The sequence below is a fragment of the Marinicellulosiphila megalodicopiae genome, from assembly GCF_045862395.1.
Taxonomy (GTDB): Bacteria; Pseudomonadota; Gammaproteobacteria; order Pseudomonadales; family Natronospirillaceae; genus Marinicellulosiphila; species Marinicellulosiphila megalodicopiae.
Genome location: NZ_AP023087.1, coordinates 456983 through 472595, shown reverse-complemented (window position 1 = coordinate 472595; position 15613 = coordinate 456983). Strand labels below are relative to the sequence as shown.

Below are 15613 nucleotides of genomic sequence, written 5' to 3'. Positions count from 1 at the left end.
GTATGCCAAACTACAAATTATCCTACTTTGATTTTGATGGCGGACGCGCCGAAGCCATTCGAATTGCATTTCACAGCGGTAAAATTGAATTTGACGATCACCGACTTTCATTTGCACAATTTGCCGAATTTCGACAATCCACACCGTTTAACTCCATACCTGTTTTAGAAATAGACGGCAACTTAATTACGCAAACCAACCCAATTTTAAGTTACATAGGCAAGCTTACCCACTTATATCCAATTAATGATTTACAAGCGTTATATTGCGAAGAAGTGATGAGCGCCATTGAAGATATTAGCCATCATTTAGTCAAAACATTTGGCTTAAAAGACGACGAATTAAAACAGGCAAGAGAACAGTTTGTTAAAGGTTGGTTAAGCACCATATTAAAGGGATTAGAAAGCTTATTGATTCGATCTAATGATGATTATTTTTGTGATGGTAAATTAACCGTGGCAGACATTAAATGTTTCGTGCAAATAAACAGTCTTACAAAAGGGGCTTTAGATCACGTGCCTACGGATTTGGTTGAATCCCTTACACCCAAATTATTTGCACATTTTAATCGCATGAAAAATGAACCAATTATTCAAGCGTATTATACGATGCGAACTGAGAAATAATTTTTCATAAAATAAAAACCTCTATTTATAGAGGTTTAATTTCTTTTATTTTTTCTTGAATAGTTTCTGGATTCACTAAGCTTATAATTTTCCAATCATTTTTTAATTTAAAATCCTGATCAATGGCATACATATAAACGTTGCCACTTGGATCAATTGCACACAATGGCATCGCTCTTACTCCATAAGTTTGTTTGTATTGCTCATGGGTAAATGCTTCTGACAATTTTGTGGTTTTTATTTCAGCGCCTTTGGCTACTAAACTTGCTAGTCGACTATAAGATGCACCCTGTGCGAACAAACCCAATTTTTTAGAATACGAATCAGAAAATTTATGGCTGGACCGGTTATCTTGTTCGCTTGCACTTAAACCCAGCACCGAACCTTTACCCATTTCATGTTCAAAATGATACGTCACCAGTGGGTTTAATTGTCGATAAGGCGACAATACCAATACTTTACCTAATCTCGTAAGATCCAAAGTACGACGTGCGTGTTCTGAAATTGGATTACCATAATACGTTGGAATACTTTCCATTCTGGCCTCTTTAATTGCATCCCAGTTTGTGTCTGCGATTCGAACAGCAATATCATTTTCAATTAATTCTAACGCCAATAATCTTGAAAATTTATTACCACCAAAAATTAAATAACCATTTGGTTTAGGCGCTTGCACATTTAATAATTTAGCCACATAAATTGAAGTTAAACTTTGAAAAACCACAGTGGTTATAATCACTAAAAAAACCATTGGTACTAATAATTCTGATTGTGCGTACCCTATACTTTCTAGTTTGATGGCAAACAATGCTGACACAGCAGCGGCAACTATGCCTCTTGGTGCAATCCAACTTAATAGCGCGAGTTCTTTTATTTTTAAGTCGGTACCAATAGAAGACACAAAAACAGAAACAGGACGCGCAATAAACATGATTGAAAGCACAACAAATACAGCCCCAAAACCCAGTTGAGAAATGGCTGAAAAATCTAGACGTGCGGCTAATATAATAAATAATGCTGAAATTAATAATACACTTAGGGTTTCTTTAAATTCTAAAATGTCATCTACATCAACATTTTTCATATTTGCTAACCACATACCCATTACGGTTATGGTTAATAATCCCGACTCATGAGCTAACAAGTTTGAACCTGCAAACGCCCCTAGCATTAACGTTAAAACGGCCACGTTGCGTAAATAATGTGGCATCCAGTTTTTGCGAAGCATGACACCTACGCCATAACCCATTGCTGCACCTACACCAAACCCAATGCTAAGTACTAAACCAAATGTAATTAATGTATGTGTCCAAGCGTCTTGTGTGGAGATCATAAATTCAAATACTAAGACAGCCAATAAAGCTCCTACTGGATCAATAACGATACCTTCCCAACGTAGAATATTGGCGATGTTTGCATTCGGTCTAACTGAGCGCAGCATGGGCACAATGACGGTGGGTCCTGTCACTGTCACAATAGCACCAATTAAAAATGACATTTGCCATGACATGTCTAAAGCAAAATGTGCAACAGGTGTGACCACTGCCCAAGTGATACCAGCGCCGACTGTGCATAAATTACGCACCATTTTTCCGTGACCTGCTATGTCATCTACTTTGAGTGTCAGCGCGCCTTCAAATAAAATAATGGCGACAGCCAATGAAACAATGGGAAATAATAAATCCCCAAATAACAAATCAGGATCCAACACACCCGCTACAGGACCCAAAACAATACCTGTAACCAATAGCGGTAAAATTGCTGGAATATTTATTTTGAAAGCCAGAAATTGACAAGTGATGGATAACAACCCTACACCTACTAACAATACAATTGGATCAAACATAGACACTACCTAAATACTCAAAATTGAAAAGTAGCTCAGTCTTACACAGTTTGTTTAGTAAAGGCATTATTTATTTTTTGCTTTTAAATATAAATCGCAGGCAAAAAAAACAGCAGATTCAATCTGCCGTTTTTTTAAAGTCTGTTCAACACTAATCATCCAATTTGACTTTTAAATTGGCTGGCATATCAATGCGTTTATTAGTCCCGTAATCTTTAAACTGTACAACCGTGCCGTCCGTTTTAATTAACACCCCCGCATCACGCTGTGCAAATACTTCTTTATAATCACTACCACTTGGTGCATTTGAAAACGCCCCCCAGCATTGGGCGGTACCATTTAATTTAACGGCACAACTCCATTTTTCAGCTGAGGTAATAGATTGTGCTTTTAATCCTGATGGTACATTTACGCCAGCACCATCACCCCAACAAATGACGTTGTCGTTTAAATCAATCGCACAAGCATGCACAGGACTTGTGTCTCCTGCCCAACCACCGACTTCCACTCGCTTGGCTTTTAGTCCTGCAGGTGGTGTTTTAGTTTCGTCACCAAAACAGGCCACACTTGAATCTTCAGCTGAAATTGCGCACGTCATACGCCCACCGCTAGAAACAGATTTAGCAATAAAACCATTAGGCGCGACATGATTGGTATAACCTTCTTTATTTATATTTATTTCCCAACACTTTATTTCTCCTGCTGAAGTTAATGCACAAGATTGACGATCACCATGTGATAGTTGAATAGGATTATTAATGTCTGGATAAGTTGGGTTAGTTTCTGGCCCCCAACAACGGATTGCTTTATTTGTAGCTGTCGGTTTTTTTAAAATAACGCATGCTGAAGTATGCGTACCTGCAATAGCCGTCACTTCGCCTAAATTTGTGGGCGCTACAGCACGACCTACACACTCGCCTATTCCCCATTGTGTTGGATTATCAAAACAATTTTTTTGTGTACCGTTTTCTGTGAATTTTTGATTCATGTAATTACCACCCCAACAGACCACCTTGCCATTAGGTTGAATCACACACCCACCATAAGGCCCAATGCCTACAGATGATAAAGGTCTACCACTTTGAGGCAATACAGGTGGTGTCGGGACATTGTCTTTTTCATAAATTTTGATTGCGTTTATTTTTGGATTATTGGTAATGGCATCAACAGTGATACTTAAAAAGTCGTCACTTATTGTGATGTCGAATTTTTTGTATACCGCTTTATTAATAGCATTAGCTTCTTTAAAAATATCAAAGTTGGTTAATTTTTTATCCCCCTCAATAGATAAATCAAACACACGTTTTCCTGCTTCGGTGAAATACACTTCTGCAAAATATAATGCAATTTCATAATTGCCATTTTTCATTGGAATTTCGTAATCAAAATTTCCAAAACGCTCTGTTTGAAATAATACATCATCAACAGTGTTATCAATGGCTAATGCACTTGTATAAATTGATCCGTTGTTAAAATAATCATCGGCAATAAAACTTTCATTTATATTGCTTACAAAACTATTACCACCCGCATTAATATACATTGACGTATTTTCACTGCTCATTGGAATATCCATACAACCATTCGCTTCGACTTTATCTCGGTTAAATGAGCGCGTGTTATCACATTGATCATCATTATTAGTCACACCATCTTTGTCATCGTCATTGGTGAATGTCACTATTTTATCGATCATGTATTTTGAAACTAATTCATCACAACGATTATCATTTATACAATCTCCTGGCGCTCTGCGAGGCATTTCATTTTTGTTGTATAGGGTTAATGCCGATAAATTAGTGCAATCAACTTTTCCACAGCTTTGAATTTGTTTTGCTTCGCCACCCAATCCTGTATCACCATGACAGTTTGCACAATCAAGATTAAAGTAAAACGATTCACCTAACTGAATATCTGAACAACCATTTGCATCAACTGGCGCATCCATTTCAGTAAAGTCACACCAATCATTTGTGTTTGTCACGCCATCCATATCATCATCAGCAGATGGTGGAGTTAATGCGTCTAACTGTGCTTGCGAACAACCATTACTAACCACTGCACCAGAAGTATTTGGACATTGATCAACTAAATCCTCTACACCGTCATTGTCTTGGTCAATATTTATTTCAGTGTGAGTGTCTGTTTCATTTGATGTAGATGTAGATGTATTGGTTTGGGTTTGAGTTTGAGTTTGGGTTTGGGTTTGGGTTTGGGTTTGAGTTTGAGTTTGGGTTTGAGTTTGGGTTTTATCACTTGCAAACATTACGTCAATTGACTCTACCACTGACAATCCACCAGAATCAGTAACAGTTAACACCACCGTTTGTTCACCAAATATATTAGTCACACTGGAAACATCTAAAAATTGCGCACTTCCTATTTCCAACCCATTCACTACCCAAGAATATTTCAAATCATTGTTTTCGATATCTGAGGCTGCCGCCCAAATAATGCCTTTAATAATGTTAGGACTTGCCGTCGGTGCGTTATTGGTTTGGGTTTGTGTGTCTGTATCAATAGCGGTAAGCGTTGATGTATCAGTCATCGATTGTGTATCAGTGCCAACACCGGTGTTTTCAGACGTATCAGTTTGGGAAAGCGTGTTTGATTCAGTATGCGTGTTATCTGATGCAAAATCTTCACTCGAAACCTGTTCAGACGCAGGCTGACAGCTACTTATAAGCAGCATTAATGCAATACTCTTTGCGAGCGCCACTGTCATTTTTAACTGTTTTTCCAAAATTACGCACATAATCGCTCCAACTTTATATCAATGTTAAGAATATGCGGATTATATGTAAGCGCTTACAAAATGTATGTAAAGTGAGTACGATACATTGTGCAATCGTGAGGCAGTCAGCATTAAAAGCCAGAATTAACACATAGTGAGGTAATTAATATTATGCAAATGCAAGAATTGTGGGAAGAACAGAGACAGAAGAACAGGGGCAAACAATCCAAAGAAATTGAATGAACTTTTTATAAAGTCCTATTTATAAAGTCGCATCACTTTGATGTGTGTCATTTTTAGAAATAATTAAAAGTTTAAGGCGGGATTCAGGCAGGATTAAAATAAAAATATAAAAGGTCATCGTAAAACACGATGACCTGAACATGCACTAGCTTCCAAAAATATTCTTATCATTTTTTTTGGTTGCTTTTACTGCTTTTTTTTCTTTTGCTGTTAAAAGCGGTTTTTTCTTATCGCTTTTTTTACTGTCTTGGCCTTTACTCATGATATTTGTTACCTATATAAAGTCATAAAACCTAGAGTCGACACGCTCCAACCGAAGGACGGTGTTTGTTATTAAGATAATAATTAATAACTCAATGAGTATGAGCCGTATTGGTTTAAATAGATAGAGAATGCTCAATTATGCGCAAATTAAAAAAATCCACTTTTAGCTATTTAATACAAGCAACGATCAAATGATTGGTTCGAATATTTATCAGGAAAAAATTATCTGAACAATTAGCTCGCAAGATTAAATATTAGTTTAAATTTAAAATGACGAATACTCCCATATTCGTCCTTTTTAATTAAATCTTAAACAAACAATCCATTACTTAACACTCCAGTTCCACCATAATTAGGATCGCCATGTACTGTAATTTCTTGCCCCATAAAATGTGCAATTGATGTTTGTAATTGATTGTAGGTGTCTTTATTTCCTACATTCACCATTTGCCCATGATTTTTAAACCGACCTTTTCCTCCCGCTAAAATACAGTGAATGTCATCGGTTGTATTATGCGCTCTTGCCACATCGGTCAACCATGCAAAAATCGTATTATCTAAAAGCGTATTACCGTCAGGCTCCTCAACTTGATCTAACATTTTTAAAAAGCTAGCAACCGATTGAGCTCTAAATTTTAAAACATCGTGCACATAATCGATGCCATTATCTTTACCATGAGTTGCACTGTGCCAATTACCTTTACCGCTATATGAATTTAAAAATGAATATTTTAAATTACTGGTTGTGCCACCAAAACACATGCCCGCTACTCGTGTCATATCACACGAAAGTGCTTGAGTGATTAACTGCGAATATACGGGGTAAATTAAATTTTCTTTTTCTGCTAACTCTCCTGGTGACATAACAAGGTCACATGTTCGATTACTCGTACCACCCAATTGTGCCTCTAGCGTTTGTTCGGTTTTACGTATAGCCGTTAAATGCGCATCGATTCTTTGCTTATCAAAATGAGACACCTTTGCTTCAATTTTAGCGATGTCTGCTTTCATAAAATCCAATACACTTTTACGCTGACGTAATAATTCAGATGCTGGCATGTCGCTTTCTGACAGCCCAGGATTAAAGTGTTTAAATACCGAATTATACATTGCCAAAGGCGATTGAAATCTAGGGATGGGTTTTCCCTTAACAACCGATGAAGAAATATCAATGTCACCCTGTCCACCAGAGTTACGAAACCCTGCTCGCAAATCACTGTAAGGGGTTTGTCCTGATAATTTTTCTGCTAAAAACTGATCTAGTGACGTTGCATTAGGATTGTATTTTTCTTTTACACTGCCCTGCCAACCTGTAATGCCTTGGACGCCAAATGGATGAGGTCCTTGCACAATAATGGTTGATTGTTTTCGTGACATTTTTCTTAGAAAAATTAATTTGTCAGACATTTCATTTAAAGGTGCATAATCATTTTTAAAATTTAATGCACCTGTATTTGCTTGATAGTTTGCATTCACAATACTGTTTTCTGGCATGGTGTATTCATGCCAATATGTATAACGTTTTATAGAAGCATCGCCTTCGGCTGCTTCCAATCTTGGAATAAATGGAATTAACCCAGTTACTGCGGCCATGCCACCAACAGAAGCTAGAATTTGTCTACGTGTTAATAATTTTTTGATATTCATAGCGGCGCCTCTTAGAATTTTCTGTAGTGGAATGCTGGATTCTCAATGATGTCGTAAATTAACTGAATTAAATCACCATTGCTGTTTATAAAACGTTGCTTTAAATCTTGACTAACACAACCATCTAATTGTGAGTGTCTTAAAAATGCATATTCGAACCAGTGATCTGCATAACAAGCCATTGCATCTTGCGATTGGGCTATGGCGTTACTTAAATCGCTCGCATCATTAAATGGCACACCTAATGGACTGGTGTTCACTGATGAATTGATCATTGCGCCATTTTCTTGCTCCAATCTAAAATGCCCAATCCCGTCGTAGTTTTCTAATGCAAATCCAAATGGATCCATATTGGCATGACAACCTTGGCATGATGGCGCAGCTGTGGTTTCTTCCATCATGGTTCTAAATGAACGGCCATTTAATTCGGGTAAAACTGCAAACATATCTTGAACCTCAACAGGTGGTTCGGGAATCGCGACACACAAAATCGATGCTGAAATGGCTTCACCACGTCTGGTAGGCGATGACGACCCAAAGGACGTTCCGGCTAATAACGCTGCACGAGTTAAAACTCCTCGGCGATCATTCAATGTAACTTGCTCGTAAACATTACTTGCATGTACTTTACTCACTCCATATACATCCGCCAAAACATCATTGACAAAACCTTGATTGGTTGTAAATATATCTGAAAACGAACCTTGGTTTTCTAAAAGCAATCCAGCTATTAAATCTAATTCAATTTTTCCTGCTTCAGATTGCTCACTTGGATCACCAATTAAATGCAACCATTGTTGATGAAATGCACCAAACCCTCGTTTGGCTTTTTCGTCATTTAACATTCTTTGAACTTGTAACTTTAATCCTGATTCAGTGGCTAACTGTCCAGATTCTGCAGCATCAATTAATTCAATATCTGGCACACTATTCCAAAGCAGCCAAGCTAATTTCTTCGCTTTTGTGCGACCATTTAATAATTCACTGGTACCCACTAATGTCACTTCTTGCCATTGATACAATGTATTTGCAGATAAATATGTAGCCAATACGATTTGTTTCATGCCTTTATAAAAATTAGTTTCAACATCAAACAATTCAGCGAGCATTAATTCTCGTTCGCCATCTTGTAAGGTCCGACCCCAAGCTTGCTTTGCATTCTTTTCCAACCAGGCATTTGCACAATCTCTTTTTTGAACAGAGCTTTCATTGCAATCTAAATGTAATTGATCAAAGTTATTAGCAGTTTGATTAGCAACCACATCAAACAGATTAAAATACGTATCCAATGACAACTGATCCAAAACTGAATTTTTCGTATTGTTTGGAATTGCGTTTATTAAATCATCAATATTATTAATTTCTAAAGGTGCAGACACATCATTAATAATATTTTTCAATTGCTTGGGTGTCACTTGGGTTTCAACTGAAACCGCCAATAAATTACATGACGTTTCTGGTACTTCAAACTTGCCAACTTTTTCAAATACCACATCGGTAATCTCTTTATCGATATCAATAATTTCAACTAAATCAAATCGTAAATAATTAAAATTTAATCCGCCTGTTATCATTTTCACATCTACTTGATATTGACCTGCTGGTAATTTCTGCAAACCTAAATCCACTTCTGAAAATTCTTTCCAACCGTTTGCAGGACCTGTGGCAATTTCAAACTCAAAAGATTCATCACCTAACACAATCACTTGCATTGTTCGTTGCGAGCCTGCTGATGCAATGCTAGCAAACAATTGATAAATACCTTCTTGTTCAACATTAATATGATACGTTAACCATTCACCAGGAGCGGTCCAACCAATATCACACAAACCAATTTCATCTGCAGAAATTTGTAAATCGACAGGCTGCTCTTGCCCGCACCCCCCTTGGTTTTCTTGTGTGGTATCAAAACTTTTATAAAAATTTTCCGATTCTATTCGAGCTGGTAATAAAATATAATCAGGCTCTGGTAATGAATTTGGATCTATTTCACCTTCACCTTTAATAATAGGACACCAAGGCTGATTAATTTGTACTGACATAAACGCTGCTAAATTATCCGAACATTCTTCGTCACAGTTCTCAATATTTTTTGCCATATTATCGAATATATATTCGTTTAATACGCCAGTATGACCTTTTGTTCCAAAAAAATGACTGTCCTTTAATGCTAATTCAAAATTACCTGTTGAGGTACCATCTTCATTTATAGTACCGTGACAACCTTGGCAACTTCCAAAACCAGAACCGGACTCATAAATTAATTGCCCAACACCAACGGCCATCTCACAACTATCAACAGGTTGATTATCATCAGGAAAATCTAACGCATTTAATGGATCTGTGCCTTTGGCTTTTTCTTCATCATCTGAAAAACCATCGTTATCATCATCGCTGTCTGTGTTGTTCCCGATACCATCCATATCGGTATCTTTGCTTTCATTAAAATCTAATGGGAACACATCGTTATCATTTAAAACAAAATCGCCATCAATGTCGTTATCTGAATTATCACCAACATCATCGCCATCTAAATCTGACCACTCTGTAGGATCAAAAATAAAAGCATCTTGTTCATTTAAAAATCCATCATTATCAATATCGGAATCATTAATATCTTTAATACCATCATTATCAGTGTCCTGCTCTTTGTTTATTTCAAATTGAGTGGGATCATTCGGATAAGCATCTTCTTGATTATTAACACCGTCACCATCTTTATCGATATCACTGTTATCTCCAATGCCATCTAAATCAATATCCGACCATTCATTTTTATTTTCTGGAAATGCATCGTTTTCATTTACAACATTATCACCATCAATATCCGAATCTGAGTTGTCGCCGATTTTGTCGCCATCTAAATCAGTCCATTCCATTTTGTCTAATGGAAAAGCATCTTCGTTATTTTCAAACCCATCGCCATCAATATCTGAGTCTGAATTATCGCCAATTCCATCTAAATCCAAATCGGCAGACTCTAAATAATTTAAAGGAAACATATCCTGAGCATTAGCGTATCCGTCACCATCTATATCAGCATCTTGATCATCAGATATTCCATCATTATCCATGTCCCTAATTTGTGGACTGGCGCCTATCGAATTTTGATTATTTTCAGAATTTAATTCTGGATCACTGCCACAACCAACTAAAGTTGCGATCATTACACCTAACGCAATTCGTTTCATATTCTCACCCTAATTTAAAAGTTTAATGCTTAATTAAAAGATTGATGATCATATTTTCGCTTCGAATACTGATGTTTTTGAATGTTCCACTTATGTTTTCAAATTCAAAATAACACCAATACAACTGTAAAAATTCAATACCAACCTGCGAAATGACTATACCCACCATGAGACTTAAAAAGCCTGCGCTAAATTTCACCATGTGAGCAAATACCCAAATTTGAACAGTTTCAACAATAGAAGTGTCACCTATATCACTAATTACAAAATAATAATTAAAAACAAAAACCTGCGTAAGTTGGCATTTTCTACAAACCTAACAAGTAAGCACTTACTTACCATTAAATACCTAACATCAGTAGATCTAGATTAAAATGGTAGCGCTTACATTATTAGATAATAAAATGTTATCTTTTCGTATCCACAAAATATGGCAAGTGTTGCATTATGATTGCATTAATATTTAACGTGCTGGCATTAAACCAGTGAACTACCCCGTCCAAAGGATTTCACTAAGGTGCAAAATTTAGAAAGGACATCCAACAGTTAAATTCCGCAAAATATGCAATTTTATTCTGAATAAGTTCAACAGATGAATCCGAGTGTTTAAATTTAATATTCAAGTTAAATACAACATAATAAAATAAATTGACATTCCTATTATTCAGCACTTCATTAAATTCAGGCATTATTATTCCTTGGATTTTACTGTAGAACGCCAAGGTAAAAATATGTAATACCTTCTTTTTTAATGATTTGGATAGTTTTTTCCGAATAAATCCGTAACTTAAAGATACTAAAAATTGTTTGGTTAGTTACAGTCGCAGGGCCTCCGATAAAAAAATATCGAGGACGACGTGTGGATGTTGTTTTTTCTTAATGACTTGGATAGTTTTTTTGGAAGGAATCCCAAACTTACAGGTATTTTTTCCGAATAAATCCGGAACCTACGGGTGCTTTTTTGCAATGAATCACGCGCAGGTAAGATTGTATTTTCCTGCACATTCATCTGTGTTGGTATTAATCATTTTCTAATGGATAAAGTAGGTCATGTATTTCGGCTTTTAATTGTTTGTCTTCTATATTAAGTGAGCTTTCTTTTGCCATTTTTAAACTTTTGATGGCTTCGTCTTTTTGGTCGAGCTCAAGTTGCATGGTGGCCATTGAGTATGCAACGGATGCGATGTGATCATCGCTGTGGATAGCAATGGATTTTTTTAGGGCAATTTTATAAATCTCAACGGCCAGTGCAAAATCGTCAGTGAAATCGCCTAGTGTTTCCCATTGAACCGGGTGATCTTTTTTACTGTTGTCGTTATCTTCACAAATGGCTTTTAATGTGGCGTAAAGTGTGTCGAATTTTTTTTGATCTTCTTTTTGTGCCGCTAACATAAGTTGTTCGGTCAGATCGTGGACGGCTTTGTATATTTTGGTGTTCATCATAGTTACTGCTTACCTTTAAATTTTTCTGAATATTGTTTTTAGTTATTCTGTGCTTCATTTAATAAATTTAGGCAGCAATATTAACACAACTCCCACTACAATAATCGAAATTACATTCGGCATAAAATAGGTATAACCAAACAGCGCTATACCCACACAAAATGGCACGATCTTTTTTTGCTTTTTACCATATATAAAATAACCAATGCCTATGCCGCTAAACAATACACTCAAAAACATCATGGTTGAACTTACCACAGAATACCTCACATTTTTAGATTCAATCTTCTATCATAAATCAGTAGGATAATAAAACCATGCACCAATAGCCAAACTCACATCAATTATCATCAAAAATAGAAAGATACCCAAATAGGACAAATACGACTCCCCTAACAATAATGAGAAGATCACATTGACTCCAAATGAATATGCAAAATGGTGCCTAAAATAAGATTGCCCTTTAAAACGCCGATGTCGGTAAAACAATAAATCTAATAATTTTTTCATTACAGTCACTAAATTGAAGCAATCCTCCACTTTACACACTCAACCTGAATGGGTCTAATTTTTTGCATTTACATCAACCAGTTAAAACCTACTTTATACTTTTTACATAAACTCTGTGAATACTTTAAATATCGAATAACCAATTCTAAAATAAAACTGTCATCTAATCGTAGTTAAAAATTAATATTTCAATCACCTAACTGTCATTTATAAATTTTAAACTTGTCTACACAAGTTGGTAATTTATACAAATATGAGATCAGGTTATGTCTATTGCTATTAAGCTCAACCATGTTAGCAAGCAGTTTGGAAAAGATAAAAATGCGTTATCCGATATTAGCTTTGAAATTAAACAAGGTGAAATTGTTGCTCTAATTGGCCCATCTGGTTCGGGTAAATCAACACTATTACGTTTGATTAGTGCATTAACGCCTTTAAGTGCTGGCAAAAAAAGTTCAATCGAAATTTTATCGAAAACAATTCAAAAAAATGGAAAACCAGTTAAAAAATCAAAAGTCATTCGCCAACAACTTGGTTTTATTTTTCAACAATTTAATTTAGTTAATCGACTCACTGTTTTAACTAACGCGGATTCAAATCCGAAGTGCATCAAAATCTATGCAGCGAATGCTGCTTGATATTCATGCATTAAATCATATGGCGTTTCATAATTCAGTATTTTTCTTGGCCTTGTATTTATTTTTTTAATCGCACAATCTACCTCTTGCTGCTTAACAGTTTTAAAGTCAGTGAATTTTGGAAAATACTGGCGAATTAATCCATTTGTATTTTCATTCAACCCTCTTTCCCAGGAACTATATGGGTGCGCAAAATAAATTTCTGCGTTAAGTGCTTTACTAATTTCTTCATGTCCAGAAAACTCTTTTCCATTATCTGCTGTAATCGTGTGAACAAGGTCTTTGTAAGGTTCTAGTAGCCTAATTGTTGCCGCTGTTACATCTTTTGTACTTTTGCTTTTTACCTGTGCAGCGACTGTAAATTTTGTTTTACGCTCAACAATAGTAACTAATGCACCACTGTGTCCTTTTCCTATTATGGTATCAATCTCCCAGTCACCCACGCGGGATTTTAAATCAACAATGGATGGCCGATCATCAATACTGATTCGGTTTTTAATATGTCCTCGTGTTGATTTTCCATTACGGCGTTTATCATATTTTTTCCAACTCGACGAAGGTGTGTGTATAAATAACCACCTGCACGCTTATCTTTCCAAATATGAATATAGATGCTTTCGTGGCTGATGAGTGTCGCCTCATCTTTAAGAAGCCAATTTGAGATTTGTTCAGGGCTCCAATCCAATCTAATTTTAGTCTCTATAGTTAAGATCAATTCTTTAGTCATCTTTGTTGGTTTACAAGCATTTTTCCTTCGATTATCAGTCAATATCTGTGCTTGTTTGTACCGATAACCGCGTTCGCCTGTGTTGCGTTTAAGCTCTCGACTAATTGTGGATTGATTGACATTAATAATTTCTGCAATTTTTCTTTGTGAAAAATCACTTTTAATTAATGCGTAGATCTGGCATCTTTATTCATAGGTTAGCTGTGGGTTTATACTCATAATCACTTCATCTCTTGCCGGAGAAAAAGATTATGAGCTTACCTTCAGCTGACCTCTTTTTCTACCTTGTTAGATGATGCACTTCGGATTTGAATCCGCGCTTTAAAAAAATAGAAAACCCTTTTCAGACATTTCAAGTTGACGACTTAATCATTACGGCTGTGTCATTAAACCATTCAAAATTAACCTATGGATATTGTATAGAACATGCAGGAAAGCGCTTAGCTTATTTATGTGATACCAAAGGAATTCCAAAAAAAACGTTAGATTTTTTAATTCAATATAAAGCCGATACAGTAATTATTGATTGCACTTATCCACCAAATTTTAAAGGATATAATCATAACGATTTAAATGAAGCGATAGAAATCACCAAGCAATTAAATTGCCTTAATATTTATCTAACTCATATTAGTCATGAACTAGATTGTTATTTAATGGATAATCCACTGCCACGAGGCGTGAACTTAGCAATGGATCTTTTAGAGTTCAGTATAGATTATTTTGAAGCAGGTTTTAGTAACTGCAAAAAGTACTAATCAAGCAGTAGTTTCCTGTATTAAACAGACATTCAATTGATATATTAAACAGACATTCAATTTATGATTATGACACTAAACGTAAGTATAACTTGACTCCATTCTCTTAAAGTACGAATATATGGATATTCGCATATAAGCATTAATATAATGATCAAAACTGCTCAATTTTTCAAATGTCTATCTGATGACACTCGCTTACACGCCACTTTGTTGATTTTATTGGAAGGTGAATTATGCGTGTGTGAATTGACGCAAGCGCTCAATGAAAGCCAGCCTAAAATATCAAGACATCTTGCCCAATTACGTAATTGCTCAATACTTGATGACACCAAACGCGGACATTGGGTGTATTACTCAATTGCTAAAACACTTCCTAAATGGGCGCTTGATGTATTAAATACAACCAGTCAAAGTGATTTAAAATCATTAAAAATATTTCAAAAAAATTTAAAGGCGATGAAAAATCGTCCAACTTGTTGCTAATACTATTTCTAATAAAGGTTCATTTATGAAAATTTTATTTATTTGTACACATAATCGTTGTCGCAGTATTTTAAGCGAAGCGATCACCAATCACTTATCTGCTGGAAAAATACAAGCATACAGCGCTGGCAGTCAACCAGTAGGTGAAGTTCATCCACTGTCGTTAAAATATTTAGCACAACAAGGCATCAGCATCGATGGATTAATTAGCCAATCATGGGATGATTTTGCAAAAGAAAATATTGATATTGTCGTGACGGTTTGCGATAACGCCGCAAACGAAGTATGTCCTATATGGTTTAATGACACAGTTAAAGTTCATTGGGGATTACCTGATCCTTCAAAACTTGAAGGCAGCGAAGAAGAAATTCGTGAAGCATTTTTGCAAGTGATGCAGACCATCACACTAAGAATTAACACATTGTTAGCGTTGGATCTTGAGTCTAAATCCAAACAACAACGTCAATCTATTTTAAATGACTTAGTACAAGAGAAATAAT

General features: G+C 35.8%; 11 protein-coding genes and 1 pseudogene. 5 read left to right on the top strand and 7 right to left on the bottom strand.

What is annotated here, in order from left to right:
* Positions 1-2 precede the first annotated feature (2 nt).
* A complete protein-coding gene (locus TYM08_RS01980) occupies positions 3-626 on the top strand; it encodes a glutathione S-transferase family protein (RefSeq protein WP_422381300.1) in 624 nt (207 codons plus the stop codon).
* Between the two features lie 25 nt (positions 627-651).
* Here the strand turns inward: TYM08_RS01980 and TYM08_RS01975 are convergent, their stop codons facing one another.
* From TYM08_RS01975 to TYM08_RS01950, 6 genes are all read right to left on the bottom strand, one after another.
* The gene (locus TYM08_RS01975; protein ID WP_422381299.1) at positions 652-2472 is read right to left on the bottom strand and encodes a cation:proton antiporter; all 1821 of its coding nucleotides are present in this window, start codon (positions 2470-2472) and stop codon (positions 652-654) included.
* Between the two features lie 151 nt (positions 2473-2623).
* Positions 2624-5227 (bottom strand): malectin domain-containing carbohydrate-binding protein, encoded by a 2604-nt coding sequence (locus TYM08_RS01970; protein ID WP_422381298.1) that lies wholly within the window; start codon positions 5225-5227, stop codon positions 2624-2626.
* Between the two features lie 795 nt (positions 5228-6022).
* Positions 6023-7360, bottom strand: coding sequence for a DUF1552 domain-containing protein (locus TYM08_RS01965; protein ID WP_422381297.1), 1338 nt, complete (start codon positions 7358-7360; stop codon positions 6023-6025).
* A gap of 11 nt (positions 7361-7371) precedes the next feature.
* Positions 7372-10551 (bottom strand): DUF1588 domain-containing protein, encoded by a 3180-nt coding sequence (locus TYM08_RS01960; protein WP_422381296.1) that lies wholly within the window; start codon positions 10549-10551, stop codon positions 7372-7374.
* A 1020-nt stretch (positions 10552-11571) separates the two neighbouring features.
* The gene (locus TYM08_RS01955; RefSeq protein ID WP_422381295.1) at positions 11572-11994 is read right to left on the bottom strand and encodes a tetratricopeptide repeat protein; all 423 of its coding nucleotides are present in this window, start codon (positions 11992-11994) and stop codon (positions 11572-11574) included.
* Positions 11995-12285: 291 nt separating this feature from the next.
* A complete protein-coding gene (locus TYM08_RS01950; protein ID WP_422381294.1) occupies positions 12286-12504 on the bottom strand; it encodes a hypothetical protein in 219 nt (72 codons plus the stop codon).
* A gap of 266 nt (positions 12505-12770) precedes the next feature.
* Between TYM08_RS01950 and TYM08_RS01945 the strand changes: the two genes are divergently transcribed.
* Complete coding sequence (locus TYM08_RS01945) at positions 12771-13142, top strand: ATP-binding cassette domain-containing protein (RefSeq protein WP_422381293.1); 372 nt, start codon at positions 12771-12773, stop codon at positions 13140-13142.
* Here TYM08_RS01945 and TYM08_RS01940 read toward each other — a convergent pair.
* A pseudogene (locus tag TYM08_RS01940) lies at positions 13121-14046 on the bottom strand (IS30 family transposase). The gene TYM08_RS01945 and the pseudogene TYM08_RS01940 overlap by 22 nt on opposite strands.
* A gap of 131 nt (positions 14047-14177) precedes the next feature.
* Between TYM08_RS01940 and TYM08_RS01935 the strand changes: the two are divergent.
* The 3 genes from TYM08_RS01935 (at position 14178) to TYM08_RS01925 (ending at position 15612) form a co-directional block, all read left to right on the top strand.
* Entirely contained in the window at positions 14178-14627 is a 450-nt protein-coding gene (locus tag TYM08_RS01935) for an MBL fold metallo-hydrolase (protein ID WP_422381292.1), read from the top strand.
* A 150-nt stretch (positions 14628-14777) separates the two neighbouring features.
* The gene (locus TYM08_RS01930) at positions 14778-15113 is read left to right on the top strand and encodes a metalloregulator ArsR/SmtB family transcription factor (protein ID WP_422381291.1); all 336 of its coding nucleotides are present in this window, start codon (positions 14778-14780) and stop codon (positions 15111-15113) included.
* 25 nt (positions 15114-15138) lie between these two features.
* Positions 15139-15612: an arsenate reductase ArsC gene (locus tag TYM08_RS01925; protein ID WP_422381290.1), complete on the top strand. Its 474-nt coding sequence runs from the start codon at positions 15139-15141 to the stop codon at positions 15610-15612.
* The last annotated feature ends 1 nt before the right edge of the window (position 15613 follow it).